Annotated in this window: 18 protein-coding genes, 1 tRNA gene and 1 pseudogene; 6 read left to right on the top strand and 14 right to left on the bottom strand. The window is 63.2% G+C overall.

The genetic code is table 11. The features are described from left to right. The first annotated feature begins 253 nt into the window (after window positions 1-253). Window positions 254-3,007, top strand: coding sequence for a patatin-like phospholipase family protein (locus tag JI746_RS22775; protein WP_201692581.1), 2,754 nt, complete (start codon window positions 254-256; stop codon window positions 3,005-3,007). A gap of 237 nt (window positions 3,008-3,244) precedes the next feature. On the opposite strand, the gene JI746_RS22770 is transcribed toward JI746_RS22775, so the two are convergent. Continuing rightward, window positions 3,245-4,489 carry a hypothetical protein gene (locus tag JI746_RS22770; protein ID WP_201692580.1) on the bottom strand — a complete coding sequence of 415 codons (1,245 nt, stop codon included), beginning with the start codon at window positions 4,487-4,489 and terminating at the stop codon, window positions 3,245-3,247. A gap of 340 nt (window positions 4,490-4,829) precedes the next feature. On the opposite strand from JI746_RS22770, the pseudogene JI746_RS28380 reads away from it, so the two are divergent. Next, window positions 4,830-5,314 (top strand): annotated as a pseudogene (locus JI746_RS28380) (integrase core domain-containing protein); the annotation flags it as partial. 216 nt (window positions 5,315-5,530) lie between these two features. After that, a complete protein-coding gene (locus JI746_RS22760) occupies window positions 5,531-6,067 on the top strand; it encodes a hypothetical protein (RefSeq protein ID WP_201692578.1) in 537 nt (178 codons plus the stop codon). 455 nt (window positions 6,068-6,522) lie between these two features. Here JI746_RS22760 and JI746_RS22755 read toward each other — a convergent pair whose 3' ends face one another. After that, complete coding sequence (locus JI746_RS22755) at window positions 6,523-7,050, bottom strand: DUF4124 domain-containing protein (RefSeq protein WP_201692577.1); 528 nt, start codon at window positions 7,048-7,050, stop codon at window positions 6,523-6,525. Window positions 7,051-7,152: 102 nt separating this feature from the next. On the opposite strand from JI746_RS22755, the gene JI746_RS22750 reads away from it, so the two are divergent. After that, window positions 7,153-7,689 (top strand): hypothetical protein, encoded by a 537-nt coding sequence (locus JI746_RS22750; RefSeq protein ID WP_201692576.1) that lies wholly within the window; start codon window positions 7,153-7,155, stop codon window positions 7,687-7,689. A gap of 118 nt (window positions 7,690-7,807) precedes the next feature. On the opposite strand, the gene JI746_RS22745 is transcribed toward JI746_RS22750, so the two are convergent. The 8 genes from JI746_RS22745 to JI746_RS22710 all read right to left on the bottom strand — a co-directional run bounded on the left by JI746_RS22745 (window position 7,808) and on the right by JI746_RS22710 (window position 16,626). After that, window positions 7,808-10,924, bottom strand: coding sequence for a tape measure protein (locus tag JI746_RS22745; RefSeq protein WP_201692575.1), 3,117 nt, complete (start codon window positions 10,922-10,924; stop codon window positions 7,808-7,810). A 6-nt stretch (window positions 10,925-10,930) separates the two neighbouring features. Further along, on the bottom strand, window positions 10,931-11,533 hold the full coding sequence (locus JI746_RS22740) for a hypothetical protein (RefSeq protein WP_201692574.1): 603 nt from the start codon (window positions 11,531-11,533) through the stop codon (window positions 10,931-10,933). An 8-nt stretch (window positions 11,534-11,541) separates the two neighbouring features. Further along, window positions 11,542-11,916, bottom strand: a complete 375-nt coding sequence (locus JI746_RS22735; protein ID WP_201692573.1) for a hypothetical protein — start codon at window positions 11,914-11,916, stop codon at window positions 11,542-11,544. A gap of 8 nt (window positions 11,917-11,924) precedes the next feature. Continuing rightward, on the bottom strand, window positions 11,925-12,911 hold the full coding sequence (locus tag JI746_RS22730) for a major capsid protein (protein WP_201692572.1): 987 nt from the start codon (window positions 12,909-12,911) through the stop codon (window positions 11,925-11,927). 13 nt (window positions 12,912-12,924) lie between these two features. Then, window positions 12,925-13,161, bottom strand: coding sequence for a hypothetical protein (locus JI746_RS22725; protein ID WP_201692571.1), 237 nt, complete (start codon window positions 13,159-13,161; stop codon window positions 12,925-12,927). A gap of 211 nt (window positions 13,162-13,372) precedes the next feature. Next, the gene (locus JI746_RS22720) at window positions 13,373-13,747 is read right to left on the bottom strand and encodes a hypothetical protein (RefSeq protein ID WP_201692570.1); all 375 of its coding nucleotides are present in this window, start codon (window positions 13,745-13,747) and stop codon (window positions 13,373-13,375) included. A 9-nt stretch (window positions 13,748-13,756) separates the two neighbouring features. Further along, entirely contained in the window at window positions 13,757-14,071 is a 315-nt protein-coding gene (locus JI746_RS22715) for a hypothetical protein (RefSeq protein WP_201692569.1), read from the bottom strand. Window positions 14,072-14,205: 134 nt separating this feature from the next. Then, entirely contained in the window at window positions 14,206-16,626 is a 2,421-nt protein-coding gene (locus JI746_RS22710; protein WP_201692568.1) for a DNA primase family protein, read from the bottom strand. Window positions 16,627-16,837: 211 nt separating this feature from the next. On the opposite strand from JI746_RS22710, the gene JI746_RS22705 reads away from it, so the two are divergent. Then, the gene (locus JI746_RS22705; RefSeq protein ID WP_201692567.1) at window positions 16,838-17,098 is read left to right on the top strand and encodes a hypothetical protein; all 261 of its coding nucleotides are present in this window, start codon (window positions 16,838-16,840) and stop codon (window positions 17,096-17,098) included. Next, window positions 17,099-17,320, top strand: a complete 222-nt coding sequence (locus JI746_RS22700; protein WP_201692566.1) for an excisionase — start codon at window positions 17,099-17,101, stop codon at window positions 17,318-17,320. Window positions 17,321-17,501: 181 nt separating this feature from the next. On the opposite strand, the gene JI746_RS22695 is transcribed toward JI746_RS22700, so the two are convergent. From JI746_RS22695 to JI746_RS22680, 4 genes are all read right to left on the bottom strand, one after another. Next, window positions 17,502-17,864, bottom strand: coding sequence for a hypothetical protein (locus JI746_RS22695; RefSeq protein ID WP_201692565.1), 363 nt, complete (start codon window positions 17,862-17,864; stop codon window positions 17,502-17,504). Window positions 17,865-17,875: 11 nt separating this feature from the next. Then, window positions 17,876-18,115: a hypothetical protein gene (locus tag JI746_RS22690; protein WP_201692564.1), complete on the bottom strand. Its 240-nt coding sequence runs from the start codon at window positions 18,113-18,115 to the stop codon at window positions 17,876-17,878. Window positions 18,116-18,433: 318 nt separating this feature from the next. After that, the gene (locus JI746_RS22685; protein ID WP_201692563.1) at window positions 18,434-19,348 is read right to left on the bottom strand and encodes a tyrosine-type recombinase/integrase; all 915 of its coding nucleotides are present in this window, start codon (window positions 19,346-19,348) and stop codon (window positions 18,434-18,436) included. Between the two features lie 83 nt (window positions 19,349-19,431). Further along, a tRNA-Val gene (locus JI746_RS22680) sits at window positions 19,432-19,506 on the bottom strand. Between the last annotated feature and the right edge of the window lie 13 nt (window positions 19,507-19,519).

Here is a 19,519-nt window from a genome sequence, read left to right as displayed (position 1 = left end):
ATCCGGAAGAATAGTCATCCGCCAGATTCCCCTCTCGGGCTTCCAAGCCGCAGTTTGGCCGAGTACCCGCTCCATAACCACACACGGCCGCTCCTGGCCCGGAAGCGGCCATCGCTCGAAGGTTGAAGTCAACCTTGCTCGCACGTGCCGACGACCGAGACCGCAACTCGCCTGGATCCAAGATCTGGCAGCAGCCCGTCTGGTACCCTCCACTCCCAGAGCTGTCGTGCACAGGGAACCGATCGAACACCAGATGATTGAAACCGTCGACCTCCCGCCAGACCGCGAACACCCAAGCTCTCAGCCTCTCGACACGAGCACGCTCAATGCGGCTGCGCACCAGATGCAGCAAGCATTCGACCTCTTGGTATCGAATGATCCCAAGCTGGCCGAAATCCTGAAGAAGGTCTGTTCGGACCGGGTGAAGATGGTTGTATTCGGAGGGTGGGCGCGCGACAGGTTGTTTGAGTTCCTCCACCGAACGCCTCTTCCGTCCCGCGACCTCGACTTCGTCGTAGATAGCACGCGCCCTATCGCCGAGTTTTTCCCTAGAGGTGCTCGCGAGAATCCATTCGGGGGCGTCGGAATCCAAAGTGACAGTGGGCCTCTCGAAGCCTGGAATCTTCAAAACACTTTTCTTTTCCAACGAGAACGTCAGGCGGCGACGTTCGACGCGCTACCCGCGACGGCTGACTACGACGTCAACGCTCTGCTTTTTTTCCCGGCGCAATGTCATGGTGTGCCAGCTTTGCTGGACAGGGGAGCCGGAATGGCTCTCAAGTCGCGCCGCCTTGACTTCATGGCTGATGTGGTTGCACAGCCCAAGATACAAGCAGCGCGTGCCGTGATTCTTGCGACGAAGCTTCAGCTGGCGCCTTCCGAGACCGTGTGTGACTTTGTCCAGGACGTATGTGAGGACGGCGTTACCGCACAAGAAGTCCAGAGGGCCATCGGCACCTACTGCCCTCGTGAATTTCAGGGAGAGGCGCAGCGGTTGCTCGCTCAAATCCGGCAAGGCAACATGGGCGGGAGACCGAAGACTGAGTTCTTCTTCCATTGCTGGGGGGTGTTCGAAGGTGGCGGCGTTCGAGCAGCTGCGCATGCGGGCGCGTACACCGCTGCGAGGAGAGCCGGCGTAACGTTTGGCCGTGTCGCAGGAACGTCCGGCGGCTCCATCGTCGCTGCGTTAGTCGCAGCCGGTGCGTCCCCTTCGTATCTTAAGCACCACCTCCAGACACTAGACTTCTTACCCTTGCTCGACACGCCGAACAAGAAAGAAAAGTTCTTTGAGGAGAAGCTGCCGCTTTGGGCGCGTCTTCTGCGCCCGGTGACATGGGGAAGGCTCCGAAAAGCTGCTGATGTCGCCACCTACGGAGGCCTGCATGGTTCGAACCGATTGGGGGATTGGGTGGAGCAGCGGCTGGTCGAACTTGTGCGCCCGGGAAGTTCCACAACCAAGAAACCGGTTCTTTTTTCGGAACTACCGATTCCTCTCTACGTCGTTGCCACAGACTTCTCGACCGGCCAACCCAAAGTGTGGTCATCCGAGTCGGCTGGTGAGGAGAGTGTGGCCCTTGCCGTGAGGCATTCCTGCACCATTCCTTTCTTTTTTCAGCCGATTCGCGCAGGCTCCTCCATCCTTCTCGATGGAGGTGCGGTATCAAACCTTCCGGCGTATGTGCTGAACCAGCAAAGTAGAACCTCTGGCGAACGCGATGTACTCTCGCGCATTTTGGCGTTCCGGCTCGTCGAGGACGACACGGGGAGCAAACCAGTTCGCGACGTTGTTGAATTCGGCAGGCGCCTGAGCGCGGCTGTCATCGATAGTGCGTCCGAAATCCAGCTGAAACTCCAGCCGAACGTCTATCCCGTTCAAATTAGCACAGGGTCCATACGCTCCACAGATTTTGATCGGATCGGCCCTAAGAGCAAGCTGTTTCTCTACGGACGCGGCGTGAAGGGCGCGAGAGAGTTCTTCAGGAGGGAGCGCCTAACGGCACTGCGGGCGGATGCGACGGCACAAGAGTTTCAAGGCTTCGATGAGAAAATGCTTCTCCTGGTGCGTCAGACCCACGCATGCAGGCGAACCTTCTTGGCCAGCGGCCGCGACACTTACTGGCTGGACCATGTATTTCCAAGCCTGCTGCTTCTTGCGCGACGCGGTGTGGCCGTCATTGCGCTGGTATCGCCGCTAGACCAGTTAGAGGCAAAGGTTCGCGAACAGGAAGAGCGACGACGAAAGTTGCTCACATTGCTGGGCGGGACGGTGACACTGACCACCGACGGGTTCCCGTTCACTGGATTCGCGTTTGATCTCGGAACAAATCGCGCGAGCACAATCCTCACGTACCTACCTGACGGCTCACAGGCTGGCTCGATTTATGAGGACGAAAAGGTGCGCCTGTACACTAGCGACAGCGATCCGGTTGTCGTGGACATCGTTACTGAATTGGTGTCGCGCCACATTCAAGGGGCGGTGCCTTCGCCGCTACAGCTTGCATATGCCCCTTGCGCAGCGCAGAAGCTGATCGATCGCCTCCTCAGCGTCCCAACGTACCAGAGAGCCTCGATCGAAACGCGAAGGATACCGGTGACCCGTGCGATCTTCGTGATGCAGAGGCGCATCAAGGAATTCAAGGCCTTGCAGGTGCGTTCATTCATGTCAGATCTGGCTGAACACGGGTACAGCTTCTTTGCCTCCGTGCAGGTACAGCTTCAAGGAGGAAAGAGCTCCATCGTCACTCCGCCGGTTTTCGAGCAGCACGCCGGATCGCTAGTTGTGATCGAAGGCAACGCGCGTCTACACCACTGTTTCACAAACGGAATTGATGAAATAGAGGGCGTGGTAGTTGAGGGCGTCACTGATCGACTCCCAAGCGATGGCCTGCTCTCACTTGGTAATCTTCGGCTGGTATCGTCAACCGTCTCCATGGCGCAAAATTACCAGAACCTCAGACCGTCCGAATATCGACACATTGAGCGTGCCGTGCACGAAAACTACGATTGATGCAGAGAACCATGTTGGGCACATCTTGGCTGAGAATGCATGCGGTGGGGCAGCCATGTTCCTTGTGAGTGCCGCGTAGCCAGCCGTTGTCGGGCGCTGCTCTAAGCAGTGACGGCCGCTTTCGACCCCATAGCAGACATCACGGCTGAACACCGCCGCCCTTAGGCAGCGTCGCGGAATCGTCCGCAACTTTGTGCGACGGCGAACAGTCTCGACTCCACTGCTTGCCTCCTCGCGTTAGCCACGCTTACGGGTTATCTCAAACGCAATATCGGCGGTGGTTGTCAACGTTGCCAGGTCCTCCTCCTCGCTCGTGCTCCAGGAACTCGCTTTCGCTGCAACGGAAACCTCGCGATTGCCTCGACGAGTCTTTAGGCTCTTTGAGGCAGCGACAGAGCGTTTCTCGTTTAACGACGCGGTGACCCAGTCCTTGAGCGGATCTGTTGCAACGATGCCGTCGTCTCGTACTGCGTCTCTGACTGCGCGCATCAGAAGGTCGGGTATCGAAATCGTCAGGTAGGTGTCGACCGGCTCGAGTTTCTCTTCATCTTTTGTCGGACTTTCCTTGTCCAGAGGCTCCAAGGTTCTGACGTGCACTCGCCGAATCCAACGTCCCGCCGAGAGTTCAAACCCGGCAGAATGCAACTCTCCACCCCCGAGGTTGCGAACGTATGCCGCACTGTCGGGACTGACGGCACCAGTTCCGATGCCAGTAGCCATCTGCCACACCCCAGCAGCGCTCAACGCCTTGGCCAAGGCCTGCAATCTCACTTCAAGGCGTATTCGCTTTGCGTCAACTCGATCGGCAAGAAGCTTGAAACGAATGTCCGGATCGGGATCGACGAAAAGCAACTCGGGCGCGCTCTTGCTCCGAAACTGGGGAATGAACAAGGCAGAAACCATGATCGAAGTGAAGATGCCGGGATTGGACAAGTTATTCTTCTGTTGAACTCCTCGCCGAAGCGCTTGTCCGAAGTCGGGCTTTGCTTGCGTCCCTTTGCACTCGAGGATGTGCAATCGGTCCAGTGAATCGATCGCAATGAAATCCGGCAGTTTTGCGGCGCCATTCTTCTGAATGGCGGCAGGCGACACGACGCCGAGGAGAAGCCGCTCCAGCAGATGCTGTGTGTCCGCGAAGTCCTCGAACGCAAAGTTCTGCACGAGGTAAAGGGCAGGAAGTCCCATCCCGAAGTCGTCTGACAGGATCGTCTTCTGATGTGGATCGATATGGCGCCAAAGCCATCGAAGGCGCAACTCCCTGTGTGCCCGTGAAATCGCCGGGCCGTATCGTAGCCAAGCCCAAAACGTGTTCAGGTGGAATGGCCGGTAAAGCGGCGGCGAGGTGAGAATCGCCGTAGCGATGAGTGCTGCCTGCATGTCAGCTTGCCAAGTACCATTGGCAGCTACGGCCGCTTGCAATCCCGGCAGCAACTGCGCGACTCCGAAACTCGGATCAACCCGAACTCCGATCTCTTTTTTCATCGTTCCCCTCCGGACCCAAGTGTAGGTCGGGCGGCTAGCTCGATTGATCTGCCCTGGAGCCGAGGTCTGCATCCGGGCCGAAAGCCGATGGCAGCGGAAGAGAGCGCCGCTCGATTGCGCGCTGGATCCACTCGTTCACGTGTCAGATGCTGCCTTGGGAACCTCCACCGCTCTCCCCTTTGCACCTGGGTCGAGGACTGGTACAACCCGCGCCGCCGGCACTCGGTCTCGGGCAGACGTCGCCGGTCAAGACCGCCGTCGTGGACAACCCTGCGCCCGAGCAATTCAGACGCTTGAGAATCAAGCGAGTACCTGTTCGCGGAAACGGCTCAAAGTCAGCTTGGCCAACGGCCGACGGATCAAGTGCCTCACGGTCGCCGACGCTCCTGCAACGAGTGCTTCCAGGTCGACGCCGCCTTCGACATCTCGGGTGAGATGCGTCTCGCGCCTCTTGGACGAGGTGGCGCGCTTCTGCGGCTATCCGCGGCCGTCCGCACTGAGAACGGAGCAGAGTTCACCAGCCGAGCGTTCATGGGCTGGGCGCAAGGATCGGACTCGGCACATCCCGATCGAGCCCGGCCGGCCGATGCAGAACGGCTACATCGAGAGCTTCAGTGGCAAGTTCCGCGACGAGTGCTTGAATGAGCACTCGTTGCAAACGCTCACCCAGACTTGTGCTGCCATCGCCACTTGGCGCAGTGTTTCGAAGACGTCAGGCCGCACAGCAGGCTTCGGCGCATTCCACCAGCACGGTTCACGGAGCAGCATCGCCAGCGCAGTGCGACGCTGAAAGAAGACCAATTTGCCACCGACCGAATCCATTAACCTCTCAACCCCGGACTTCCTACCTTGGACTGGTATGGAGGAAGGGGGCAGGTCAATCAAGACGGACAGTCGGACGGCAAAAGGCGAAGTGTGAAGAGCGTTGGTTTTGACTCAGAGGAGCAGTTGGTCAGGACGATTGTGGCGTGCACAAGACGTGCACGCCGACGCGACTACCGTGTCGAGTTGGAGGTGGATGCCGGAGTCGGAATCGCGGACTTGGTTCTCACCAAGCGGGCACCGCGCAGCACCGACAGCCTGCGTGCGCTTGCCAATGTCTCGCCCCGGCTCGCGGTGCTGTTGCAGCGCGGCGTGGGCGACGAGATCAGGAGCCGCAGGGAGCTGGCAGCTGCCTTGGGAGCCTCGGAGCGTGCTGCCCAACGAGTCATATCGCAGTTGTCGATGGCGGGCCTTGCCAAGCAGGCGGGTAGTTCTTTGAACATCGCAACGGTCAAGTCGCCCCCGTACGATCGCCTGATTGCCGTCGAAGCGAAGATCAGCAACTGGCAGCGCGTGCTGGTCCAGGCATACCGAAATCTTCAATTCGCGGACGAATCGTGGGTCGTGCTCGACAACGCGTTCGTTCGGCCGGCAGTCGCCCAGGTGGCACGCTTTGAGGCCGCTGGAGTGGGGCTTGCTTCCATTGCTCGCGGAAGAGGCCTTGTCATACACCACGCCGCGCCCGCCTACGGTCCGATGAGCCCTAGCAAGCGTTGGCAAGCGCGGGCCGTTCTGGCCTCTCATCCCCACCGCTGACTTTCCCGTGCGTTCAGTTGCGGGGTCGCCCGCGTCAACGCGCTGGAAGCGCATGGATAGTGGCCTCTTAGCAGGACGATGCAGATCGTCCTGCTAAGAGCGACCCGCGTCACGATGAGCGCGGAGGTCCGCCGGTGCCGGGCAACGCTGTATGCACCGCCTTGATCAACGCACCAGCGGCCGCTCTGAACTGCCGCGGAGCTCCGCCGATGTTCCAGGGACTCAACACCGGCGCCGAGCGCCTTGGGCGATGTGGACCGCTGTGATCAGCCCCCTTTTCCGTACTTTCTCCGTACCGAAAAGAAAAAGGCACTTGGCGTTTCCGCTAAGTGCCTGATTTCATTGGAAAATTCTGGTGGGTGATACATGGATCGAACATGTGACCCCTGCCGTGTGAAGGCTTCGCCTGCGACGGACGAGCCGCAAAGATAGCACAACGCCCCTACAACGTCGCCCTACCGCTTGCAGCCGGCCAGCGCGGCGCACTCCCTCGCGAGAGCATCGTAGTCCTGGCGCAACTCACGCTGACGGGTGTCACAGCGCGTCGCAACGGCGGACATTTCACCTGAGAGGGAAACCTCCCATGTCGCTCCCGCCAGGTTGTTGTTCGCGGCACCTTTCTGGGCGCGTAGGGCAGCCATCTGCCCATCGCACTGGTTGCGCAGGGTGCGCATGGCAGCCTCGGCGTCCGGCAGCAGGCGTGCTTCTATCTCCAACTTGCGGCGCTGCTTCTGGCTGTCCGAAACAATGCGCTCCAGCCGATCGGCCTCCGACTGCGGGACGTTGGACGAAGATGTGTGCTCACGTGCCGGCGCTATCCCGCCCGCGGGTTTCACGTCGAACTGTGTTCCAGCGCCCGGGCAGGGGGTGTCTTGAAAAGCAATGCGCCCATTCCCGTCAGCGCACTTGTAAACCGCCCACGCGCCGCCAGGACTCAAGCAAATTGCCGCGGCCACGACGATCGTTCTGCCAAACGCGCGCATATCCGTCCTCCTCTGCTCATCTGGCCCGAAGTGTGGCACTCGGCAGCACGGCGGGCAACTTCATTCGGGCGAGCCAGCACGGTGCTGCTGTACCCTGCGCGCATGTCCGGCAAAGAACTCCCCACGCAGGCGATTGACCCAAAACTAGCCCGCCGACTCGCTCAAGCAATGTCAGACATGCGCGAAGCGGGTCGGTACCTGCGCGCCCTTCACGCACTGGTAATCAAAGAGGGCTGGCAGACGCGCGGGGTTGCCGATGCGACGATGCTCGCGATCATCGTCGTCTACGCACGGCCGTTCATCAAGTCGCGCACAGAAGGTCGAGCGGCGCCAAAGCTGGATGCCTCCGCGTTGAAGCTGTTCGAAGGGCGCCCAGCGTTGCAGCAATTGCACGATCGCCTCCTTTCCCTGCGCGACAAGGGCGTCGCCCATGCTGATTGGGTTCACCACCGCACGCATCGGTTCGGAAGCGCGGGCTGGATCACGATGAGTAACACCCCGGAATCCGCCAGACAGGACCTGAAGTCGGTATACCGCTTAGTGCGCCACGTTGAGCGACAGGCCACTTTGCTTTGCATGCCAGTGCGAATCCGCCAGGCCAGCAACGTGGGTAGCGAGCGGTCACCGGGTGCCACATGAAAAAAGGGGCCGCACAAGGCGACCCTGAGAAAGTGCAGGCGGGGGGTTGAGGATGCCTGCGCCTGCAGGATGCGCCACGCATCGGCGCGCGCCTCAATGTGAATAGGTCACCGACAGCTCACGCGGCGCTCCTGGATTGCGTTTCAAGCTGCCGCAGCATCCCGACCAGGGCGTCCGAGTCCTGCTGGGATGCGACGTTGATGTTCGACGCGGGGCTGCCGCCGATCTGGACCTTCACGGTGCGGATCGCGCCGCCGGTCTGCTTCTGGCGTGCGACGTTGGCGGCGTTCTCCAGCGCTGTGGTGCTTTGCTGGTACTCGGTCGACGACGCACCCGGGTTCTGGCGCGTGAACGCCTGCATGTCGCGGAATGCCGCGTCGGCCTGCTGGATCGCCGCGTTGATCTCCTCCGGGGTCATGCCCTTTCCGCCCGTGCGCATCAGGCGGTCGGCCAGGTCCACGGGAAGCGTGTTCGTGAAGGTGCCGGCGGCGCTGCCGTCCGCGTTCTTCGTGAAGCCGTCCGCGGTTCCGGCCGGCCGCGCGATTTTGTTGCGGTCGTAGAGCTCTTGCAGTGCGGCGCTCTGCCGCTCGATGGAGCGCGTTGTCTTGTCGAAGGCTTCGCCCATCTTGCCCACTGCCGCGGCGCTGTCGAACGCGCCGCGAACGATGATCCGGCCGGCGTTGTCGAACTCCACCGCGAGTCCGCGCGCGGCGGCTTCGGACTTCAGGAGTTCCTGAGTCGCTGCGCGACTGCCGGTGCCGACGGCGCCGCTCGCGTCGAGCACGGATTGTGCGTAGCGAGCGAACGCGGTTCTTAGCACCTCAGCACTCGCGCGGCCGTCGCGCTGGATCGCGTCCCATGCTTCTTTGTTTTTGTCCGCGACGCGCGCCAGGTCTTCCGGCACCTGCATACCGAGTTGTCGGTAGGCTTCCCGCAGCGATTGCACGCCTGGAAGCGCCTTGTCGAGTGCGTCAGCGAGTTCCAGCGCCTTCGTCTTCGCTTGATCCATGAAGCCATCTGCAACTTTGTCCCCGAGCACGTTGCGGACCCCCTCAATCTGCACCTTCACGGACTCGATTGCCGCCTTTGAATCCGCGCTGTCGATTGCCTTTCCGATCGAAGCGGCGAGCACGCGCCCGGTATCGGCGCCGGAAGCCTGCAGCGAGTCGAACCGCGACACGATCAGGTCAAGGTCGTTCAGGGCGCTCTGTGCCGCTGCACCCATCCCGCCGGAGATCAGTTGGAAGTCGAGCCCTGCGCGCCGGATCGCCTCACGCGTGGCACCGTCCAGGGCAGCAGCGAGCCTGCGCGCGCCCTGTTCGGACGAATCGAAAGCGGCGCGCGCTTCGGTCGCGAAGATGCCTAGGTCAACATCCTTCAGCGCCTTCGTCCACGAGTCGCGAATTTGCGCCGCGGACAGTTCCCCCTTGAGACCGAGGGCATCCAGCGCGGCGCCTGCGTCAGCAATGCCTTTGATGTCGCCAATGCGCAGGCTCTTTGTTAGCTTTTCCAGCGCTTCGGCGGTGCTCTCGCCCTTCAGGCGTACGCCTTCGAACTCGTCGACGAGCTTCCGGCTTTCCATGCTCAGTCCCAGCGCCTTGTCGGCGGCAAGCTGAAGCTTCTGCGCCAATGCGGCTTTCGCCGCGGCGTTCGCGCGGGTTGCTTCCTCCCCTGCCTTCATTGCGGCTTCGGCTCGATCCATTATCTTGCCGTAGCCCACCCACCGTGCAGCGGTTTCGCCGATCGCCGTTCCGATCTCCCGGAAGTTCGTGACGACAGTAGCGAGCGCTGCAAGTTTGAGGGTTCCGATCGCGGCAGCGAACTTGCCAGCGCCACCCGCGGCGGCATCTCCCGCGGCACCCGTTGCCGCGGCGTTGTCCCGCTTGGCTGCGGTGTTCGCAACCGTTGCAGCAGTGTTCGCCGCGGTTGCGGCGGTCGCTGCTGTCGTGGCCTGCGCCTGCCCGAGCAGGGTTTGCGCGAGCTGGATCGCCTTGTAGGCTGCAGCGGCTTTGCCGGCGCTGAGGAGGATGCCTGCGACCGTGTCCAGGTTCCTGGCAAGCACGTTGATTGCATTTGCGGCGGCCGTGCTGATGCCGTGCGCCTTGTCCACCTCCCCGACATATTGCGTCCAGGCGGTCGAAAGATTCGTGATCGCGCGGCCTAACGTGGCGGGCAGTTGATCGAACTCCGCCTGCAGGGCGGTGGCTTGCCCCTGCAGGGCAGCGACCACCGTGGTGCTCGTAAGGCGGCCGGCTTCGGCCATCTTCCGCAGTTCACCCGTCGTTACGCCCAGACCTGCGGCGAGGGCTTGCGCGAGGCGCGGCGCCTGCTCCATTACGCTGTTGAACTCGTCGCCGCGCAGCACGCCCGATTGCAGCGCCTGCAGCAACTGTGTGACAGCGGCCGTAGACGCCTCCGCACTCGCTCCGCTCAGTTGCACTGCCTGGTTGACGGTCTCCGTCAGCGCCAGGGCGTCGGACACACCCATCCCCATGGCTTTGCCGGCCTGCAGGATGCGGGTGAAGAGCATGCCGGTCGCTTCGACGGCGGTATTCGTGCGCTGGGCAACCTCAAACACGCCTGAGAAAGCCTGATTGAAGCCGGTGCCTTCGCTGGTCGCGAGCTTGACGCGCGCAGCGAGGTTCGCGAATTCGTCGGCGGTGCGGGCAACGTCCCCGAGCATCCCGCCCAGCATCTGCCCACCCACCAAGGCAGCCGCTGCACTGCGTATTTGGGTGAGTTGTCCTGCAACCCCTTTGAGCTCGTCGCGCAGGGTCTTTGCTGACTCGGCCTGCGCGCCAGCGCTGCTCTTGACCTGGTCGGCGAGCGCGCGATGGGCTGCTGCGGCCTCGCGTGTGGCTGTCTTGGAAGAATCGTAGGCGGCGCGCAGGGAACGCACCTGCTGTTCCGACTCGAACTGCGCGCGCTTCAGTTGCAGGAGATGCGACCGGTATTCGTCGGAGTCCTTTCCGGCGCCGTCCGTTTCCAGGCGGAGTGCGCGAATCGCGTCCTTGTTCGCCTGCAGCGCCTGCTGTGCGGACCGGAGCTCGTCACGCGCTGCACGCTCCGCCTTGCGCAGGGTGTCCAGCGCGGCGGCGCTGCGCTCGAATTCAGCAGCGAGCTTGCCGCCCTCGCCGCCGAGGCTGTGGAGATCGCTCCCGAGATCGCCGATGCTCTCGGCACCAGGTGTCGAGACTCGGAATGCGAGCTCAACGTCTTTGCGTGCAGTTGCCATGTGCTGTTACTCGTAGCGGCGGCGCGCCATCTCCGCCAGGTAGGGCGATTCGATGCGCTGCGGCTCGCGCTCTTCGCGCACCGGGCCGCGCCGGGACGGGCCGTTTGCAGGCGGTGCACCGAGCACCACTTCCGGGCGAGCATCGGGGCGCCGGGCGATCGGATCGCCGGACGTCTCGCTCCGCTCGACAAGCTCCTCTTCCTGCAGTTCCAGATCATCCAGCCGGGAGGCGATCTCCCGCAGGCGCGTGTCACGGGCTGCCCGCGGCAAGCCCTCCGGCATGTCCGCCAGGCTGGCGAGGTACGCTTCGCGTACCTTTACCTCCCCGACGCATGCGACCAGGAACGGGCCGAGGTCGGCATGCGCCACACCGTCAGCGCCGCCCGTCGTCCGCAGGACAACCGGACTGGCTGCGAGCCCTTCCGACAGTTGCACGACGGCGCGGGCGAACGCGCCGCGGCCGCGCTCTGCCCATTCCTTGATCTGCTGGTCGACGGCTGCCGCCACTTCGGCCCGGCTGCGCCGCTGGCGCTGCAACGCATCGCGTTCCCGTTGCAGTTCGGCGATCTGCGTACGCAGGGCGGCTACTTGGCTTGAGATTTTCGACATGGGGGCTGTTACTCGAATCGGCAGGCGTATTCGTTCATGCGCGCCATCAGCGCGTTGCTGCGGTGAACTTCGGACGCAAGCGCCTCCGCCACCTGTTGTTGTGCCGCGGCTGCATGGTGCGCGGTCAGGATGCGGCGCACGGTCCGCGAGTGGATGCCGTGCGCTTCGAGTTCGCCCTCGGCAACATCACGCAGCTTGTCCGCTGGCAGTTGCAGAACGGCAGCCGCCGCCTCTTCCTTGGTCTCTGCCACGCAGGACGCAACCAGGATGGCGGCTTCCCGCTTAAGCTCCCGTCCGCGGGAAGCCGCGCCGCGGTAGCTGTCATGCAACCGGGCGTGGCGCTCTCGCAAATCGGCGAGCTTCGAATGGTCGAAGGCTCGCATGGCTCGTCTCACTCCGCCAGCAGCTTGATGACCGCACGCGGGCGAGTCACGATGGAAACGGGGTTCATCTGTGCCTCCATCTGCACGCCACGATTGAACGGCAGGGGTTCGGCGCGGACGTAAGTCTGCTGTCCCTCCTGGTTGATCGTGTCGGCGTAGTCGGCCGGCGCGAAACGCGTGATGAACAGGCCCGGGATGCCCTCGGGCACCAGGTAGGCGGCGCCGTCTTCCACCGGCACCACACCCGCGTAGTTGCGCGCCTCGACGAACTGCACGTTGGCGTAGTCGAAGTCGGGGCGGACGTCGTCACGCATCTCGCGGGCCGCGCTCCACCCGGCCAGCGCAGCTTCCACGCTGGGATGGTCCGTCAGGGCATCCATGAAGCCCGCCGATGCGAAGCAAACCCAGCTTTTCGGCACGGAGGCGCCGAGAACTTGCTCCGACATGCGCTTAGCAGTCACGATCTGGCGGCGCACGTTGGTGCCGGCGATGTTCAGCGCCATCGGATGGGACTGCTGTGCAACGCCGAATTCGGCCAGCAGGTCCACGAGCACGGACCCGTCCGCGTCGAGCACCTGGCCGGCGAGGGCGCGGGCCCAGTGATATTCGATCGTGGCCCCGAGGCGGCCGCGCATTTCGCTCAGGTGCTGGTCGCGCTCCTGTTCCACGGTCTTGAGCGCATCGGTGCCCATCGCGCGCACGTTCTGCAGGCTTTCAGCGAGGATGGTGCTGCGGGTCAGGAGGTGCGCGCAGTCGAATTCGACCATCTTGCGCTTTGCCGTGGTGTGCGTCTCGCCGGGCGCGCCGCGCGGCGAGCTCGGCACGAGCACCAGGCCATCTTCGCGGTACTCGACGCGCGCCTTCGTGGTGGGGATGCCGCGCGGCTCGTACAGGTTGCGATTGCCTACCATGCCGGGTTGGTACGGCGCGGCGACGAACGCTTGCGTCAGGGTGTCGGCGTCGAAGGCGCCGCTGTCCATCAGGAAGTTGGGCATTGGGAACGTGCTCCTAGTTGAAAAGGTTTTCCTCGGCGCGCGGGGCGGTGAGACTGGCGCGCCATGCGTTGAACTCGGCTGCGTTGACGTAACGCGAGCGCTCCCCGAGCACCACAAGGGACACGGGAATCCGCCGGTTCAGACACGCGGACGCGAGTTGCTTGCCGGTGAGTCCCACCGAAGAGGCGGCGGCGCCGAGGCGCCAGAGCCCTTGGGTGTTCGCCGGATGCTGATCGTCGGTAAGGTTCATAGGGCGATAGTGGCCGCAGCGACACGAGCTGTCGTGCGGCTAAATTTCGCCTCTACCGTATCCAGCGCATGCAATGGCGAGTTCGCCTGGAACGTCAGGCAAAGAGAACGTCGCCTTGAACCGCTATCAAGTTTGTAGCATCTGGAACGCGTGTTCGCCGGGCCTCATCGTCCCCGCACGCCGAAAAGTTGCTGCAGGGTCCCCGACCGGTTCAGTTTGGCCGGGACGGATCGCCGGCCGCGGGAAGCGCGTTCAGCGCCGTCGCGACCTGCAGGCGAGCGAACAGCCCAGCGAGCGCGCTCACGAAACCCATAGCTGCCGCAAGCTCTCGCTTGGCTGCAGGGGGCAGAGCCGCATACTCTGACGCTTCCGTTCCTGCGGTGTGACGCACGCAGGCGGTGCGGACGATGTCGTCGGAGGGGCCAACCTCTCCCATCTGGGAGAGCAGGTCCAGGATACGCAGTTGTGCATCCTGGTCGGCCAGGGCGTCACCCGCCGAGACCAGGTATGCAGCGAGCCCTACGACGCTCTTCGGCAGGAGGGCGAACGCTTGCGCCAGTTGCCATGCAGATTCAGTGGTCCACATGCCGTGCTCCTAGTGCTGTGTCGGGCGCATGGCCTCGCCGATGGCCTTGGCGGCGAGGAATCGGGCGCGCAGGTACGCATGCGCCTCCCAGCCGAGCGACAAGGCGCCCGCGGCTTCGACCACCGCTCTGTGCTTCTCTGCCTCCTGTTCCGCGTCGGGAAACCGGTCCATCAACGTGAGCGCGAAAAGGTGCAGGGCGAAGGCGCGGTGAACGTCGCCGACTTCCTCCGGCCTGAACTGCGCAATCATGTCGGGCCTAGCACGGTCGTCCAGCGCAAGGATGGCAGCAGCGAAGGGCTTTGCCGATTCAGAGATTTCCATCATGGGTTTCCTTTCGATTGGTCGGGCAATGGCAGATTGCAGTTCTGGCGGTACTTCCCCATTCTTTCTATATGTGTCATCTTTTGATGGCATAGAGAGAAAACCGGAAAGTACCTACACGATCTGCAATCTGCCATTCAGAAGATGTCGGCATCCGGCGCGCGAAGCCCCCACACCGTGCCCGTACTCACTCGCTCGCTGGGGATACCCTGCAACTGCAGAGCCTTAGCGAAGGCGCGTTGTGTGCCCGGTGATGCGCTGCTGATACCTTCACCTGCGCAAAAGGCTTGGAAGTCCGTAAACAGCGCAGCCGCTGCCGTCCCGACCTTCGCGGCGCATCGCTGCATCGTCGCGACCCATTGCGCAAAACAGTCCTGCTCTGCGAAGTATTCGCGCGTCCGCGCTGCTACGTCGGCCGGAGGTTCGAGCCCTTCCCGGGCGTACGCAACGGCGCCTTGCACTACCCATAACAGGATTCCTTCAGCCTCCGCAATGAGCCGCTGCATCAGGTGTTTGTCACCGTCTGGCAGGTTGGGGTCTCGGTCGGGAACGCCTGGCCTGTTCCACCGTGCATCGAACGGGATCGTATGGAGTCGTCCCCTTGTCGCGGCGTCCAGGTGGTCGAGGTGCGGCTCGTGATTCGTCAGCAGCACCAGCTTGTGAGTCGTGTCAAACGTGAAGGCATTCTCCTGAAGTCCCCGCGCCGTCAGTCGCGCGTCGCCGGTTTGCTTCTTCACCCATGCGGAGCTCAACTTCTGCCCTTCCCTGGCCTCAGAGCCGTACGCCAGCCGCGCCCCTGCGAGCCGGCGAGCGAAGGGGGTCGGGCGCTCGCCGTCATTCTCTCGACTGGTTGACATCATCACGTCCGGCGGGATCGCAACTGCGTACGGCCCGAGCACTTCCGCTAGTACATCAACAAGCACGCTCTTGCCGTTGCTACCTTCGCCGACGGCAACAAACATCTTGTGTTCTTCCACGCTGCCAGTAGCCCAATATCCAACCGCGCGATGGAGGTATTTCGCTAGACCCGGACGGGGCGTGAAGCCGCCACCTGGTGCAGGGCGCGCGGTGATCTGGCCGACAAACTGTTCGAAGCGCGGGGCACGAGCATCTATGTTGAACCGGTAGGGGCTGCGGCGCGTGATGAAGTCGCCGCGTGCACTCGGGCGAAGCTCTCCGCTTCGAAGGTCAATCACACCGTTGGCAGCTCCAAAAGCCCACCTGTCGGTGTCCAGGTTGGCCAGGCCGATCGCAAATCGATCGTCGCGGGCGGCCAGTGCCAGCATGTTGTCCATGCCGCGTCGGTTGCGGCAGTAGTTTGCCCATGACCGATGCGACTCGGCGAGCTTCAGCAGGCGCTTGCGGTCCTCTCCGGCCGCTGCGTCGGCGTCTGCCTCCAACTTCTTCGCGCTACGCAGGTAGCGCTCTGCGACGAGCTTTGTCGCGCTTGCCGCGGCACTGCCTGACTCGTCGACGTTCCAAGCGAGCCCGTCCCATTGCATGAAGCACTTGCGCTCGACGATGTATCGCAAGTCGCCGCGCGTCTCCTCGAAAAGCGCGTTCACGTTGCCGCTGTCCGTCATGTCTACGCGCCCACCGTCGGCGCGATCGGGCGCGGGTCGCCCGCTGCGCGGATTCCCCCATCCGTCTTGCTGTGCGCGGTGGATAACCGTTTTGTAGGTGGTCCGCTTCGGCAGTTCGCGCCAGCAACGCTCGAAGCCCTCCGCATCAAAGGCATCGCCTCCGCGCTGGCTGAACTCCAGTGCGATCGCCTTCGCCTCCGCGTCTCGCCCTGCAAACCCCAGAGACTTCAATCCCCAGATGATCTCCCGCCACGCCAGGTAGCTTCCCTTCTCATACCGATGCGGCTTCAGGGAGGCGACGGCTGACCGCACTTCGGCCATCGTCTCGTCGGTGACGTCGGCGAACAGTAGGGAACGATCCTCATCGCTGAGCATGGGCTCTTCGCTGTGCTCTTCGTGGTCACTCGCCGGATAGGTCGGCTCGTGAAACAGTGCGACGTCGTCAAGGCATTGCGCGCCGTCGACGTGCAGTGTTTCGTAGGGAACTCCGCGCACTCGCCCGAAATAGTAGCTCTGGGAAAGGGTAAAGCTCTCCGCCGCAAGTTCTCCGCCGCAAAGCGTGTTCAGCACGCCCAGGAGCTCGCGGCGCGCCTCCGGCCGGCAGGGCTTGGATAGCGGCGCGAAGATTCGATAGCGCGGCGCCTCGGGCTTGTGGCTGGCAGATGTGACGAGCAGGGCTTCAATCCCCGCATCCTGCAGGCGCCGTGCCGTGTCGGCCATCGGAACGCGTTCGGCATCGTAGTCGGCTTCCACCCCGTGCACGCGCAGGACGTTCGCGTCATGCCGAACGCAACCCTTTGGGGTGCGGCTCTCGCCGAACGTGGCGAGCTTCACGAGAGGTTGCGATGCCTTCGTTTGGTATTCGATCGGCTCGCGCACGAGTTGCACGAACTCTGACCAGGGGAGCGAACGCTGCGTGCGCGTGCGTGCGCTCTCGTCGGGGAACAGGCTGTAGGTAATGGTCGGATTGGGCATCGCGTCAGAAGTTGTTTTGTTGCCACGCGTGCGTGGGGCGATTTAGCGTGCGGCTGCAGCCGTTCTCCCTCGCGAATGCCGAGTGCGGTTTAGCAAGACGTGCGAAATGCATTTCGCGCACACCGCGCTCGGCCATTCCCCTCCGTGCTTTGATGCATGCGACAGTGCTGCTACTCGGTGAGGTGCCGAGCAAAACTAGGAGGGAAACACAATGACTACTCGCATCGCCCGCCAGCGCGCCCGCCTTGCATCCCGCGTCGCACAACTCGGAGCCCACAAGGGGCTGATCGTGGACCTGGCCTGCATCAGCGATCGGCGTCTGAGCGATGAACTGCAGCGCATGCAGGCACAGCGCCACGCGGCCGCGGAACTGTTCGCGCACTACGTCCGCGAGGCTCGCGCCTGGCGCTGGGGCTCCGGACCGGCGTTGCCGTGCCCTCGCCGTCGTCAGCGGCAGATGCCGCGTCGGTGAATGGGGGCGCAATCGAGCGACCTGCGGCAGGTGGTCGCACCTGCCCGCTTCGTCACCCTCGGTCTCGCTGCAATCGTGACTGGCTACACCGAGAAAGCGTTGCGGCGCAAAATTGAGGAGGGCGTCTGGCTCCAGGATTCCGAGTACCGTCGCGCGCCCGACGGTCGCATCTTGGTTGACCTGCACGGCTATGCGCGCTGGGCTGAAGGCGAGCGCCGCTGAAGTTGGCCAATTCATTTGCGCGAGCCCGCTTCGGCGGGCTTTTTGCTCTTCGGGCGCCAGTGCACGATGCGATGCATCGGGACTGCGCAACTCCGCGACGCCGGCAGCGCGATGTCTCGTGTGCCGCTGTCGCGCACTGTCAGCCATTGCACCATCGCGGCGAAAACGTGTGCAGCGGGTGTCATTCGTCGCCCACCTTGTGCGGCGGCTGCGCTGAGACCCAGCGCTGTACTTCTTGCGGCAGCCGGCCCGACATAGCCCCGCATGGCCTGCACACGGCACGCGTTCCGTGCAATTCGGGCTGGCAGGCACACTCCCGATGCGGCGCACGCCTGCACGTCATCCAGCCGGCGCCGTGCAGGGTGGCGATAGGCACGGTGCACACCTTTCCACCGTCGAACGTCAGTCTGAGAACCTCTTGGCCGGTCTGGTAGATCATGCGCTGCAGAACGGCCCCGACGGTCGCGGCAAGTAACTCCCATTCGCGCCGCTTTTCAGGGTGGAGCGGCAGGTGCGGGCGGTGGGCTGTGATGGTGCGCGGCATCAGGTGCGGTCTCATTTGCCCGTGGCGCAGGCAAACGCGACTTCGGTGAAGCGCACGCCGTGCGCGATCCAATGCCGGCCTTTCGCGAGCCGGATGGCGTCCTGGTCGCGCAACCGGTCGCGGAAATTGCGAAGGAAGTTGTGGAACTGCCAGTGGCCGGGGCGGTAGCCCAGCTCGGGATGCTGATTGACGAACGCGGCCCACGCGTCGGCGGCTGTTGTCCATTCAGAGTTTGCGGTTGCGGGTTGCATCTGACACTCAGGGTTGATTGAAGGTGCACGCTTGCGGCGTGATTCGAATAATTCCGTGTGAGCCAGGTTTGAGCGGGCGGCGCAATTTCGCAGGGCTGGCAAGTCGGGTTTAGCCGCGTCAGGCTCTACTGTCATTCCCATGAACCTTGAGCCGAAAATGCGCAACGGCCCACTAGGGGCCGTTTCTTTGCTACTGAATTGGGAGCGGCGTTCGCTTGCGAATCATTGACCCTTGCTTCAGGCGAGGCAACTTTGGAGGGCTGGATTTCGCATCCGTGCTCGTCTCACCTTCGGTTCAGCCGCGACTGTAGGTGCGTGTCAGGCTCTGCCGTTCCACGCCTGCTCCTGCGCCCGCCGCAGTGCAGTGGTCTCCAGGTGCCCATAGCGGCGCGCCAGGACCGCAGGATCGTGGCCTAGCACTTGTGCGGCAACTGGCAGGGTAACGCCCGCACGCAACAGCGAAGCGGCTGCGACGTGGCGCACGTCGTGCATGTGCAGGTCGGGCAGTCCTGCGGCCACGGTGCACGTCGCCCACGCCTTGCGGAATGAGATCGGCTGCCCTGGCACCCTGCCCTCGAACACGAGGGCTTCGGCGCGCATGTTCGGCATGACACGGCGCATCAGGTCCGCCGTGGCGCTGGTGAAGAACAGCACGCGCGGCTTGTCGGTCTTGGTGGTGGGTGCGAGCACCTCGCAGCGGTCGACATTGAATTCCCGGCCGTAGCGGTCCAGCAGTTCCGACTTGCGCGCGCCCGTGTCAATGAGCAGCGACACGAACACCCCGAAGCGGCGATCGGGATACGCCAGCGAAATCGCCCGCAGGCGCTCGATTCGCTCGCTGGGCACCTCCACCCTTCGGATCGCCTCTTCGTAGCGCGGAACGTCCAGCGTGGGGCTTCTGAAGCCCCGCGGCGCGAAGCGCTTCTCCCGAGCCCAGCGATAGGCGCTGCCGAGGGCGGAGAGGTCCCGGTTGACGGCGGATGGTGTGTAGCCGTGCTCGCGCATGGCCTGCGCCGCCACCTGCAGCTTGTCGGGGGTGAGTTCCCACGCAGAGATGGTGCCGAAGGCGGCGACCCATTTGCGCAGGCGCGTGTCGGCGCCGTCGCAGCGCGCGGCGCTGTACGCGGACACGAGTTCGGCGAGGGTGAGGTTAACGGACGGTTGTTCCGCGACCGTTTCGAGGGCGGCGGCGAGGTCGAACCCGCGGCCTTTCTGACCAGTGATATTGCGCACTCGTTTCTCCGTAGATCACTGCCGTGATCGAGTTAGAAAAACGCCGCAAGCGTGCGCCTAAGTCACTGATTCTAAAACGAATCTGGTGGGTGATACATGGATCGAACATGTGACCCCTGCCGTGTGAAGGCAGTGCTCTACCGCTGAGCTAATCACCCGGTTGCCATTGCG

The sequence above is a fragment of the Ramlibacter alkalitolerans genome, from assembly GCF_016722765.1.
Lineage (GTDB): Bacteria > Pseudomonadota > Gammaproteobacteria > Burkholderiales > Burkholderiaceae_C > Ramlibacter > Ramlibacter alkalitolerans.
Note: the sequence above shows the minus strand (reverse complement) of the source record. Positions and strands in the feature narration are given on the sequence as shown.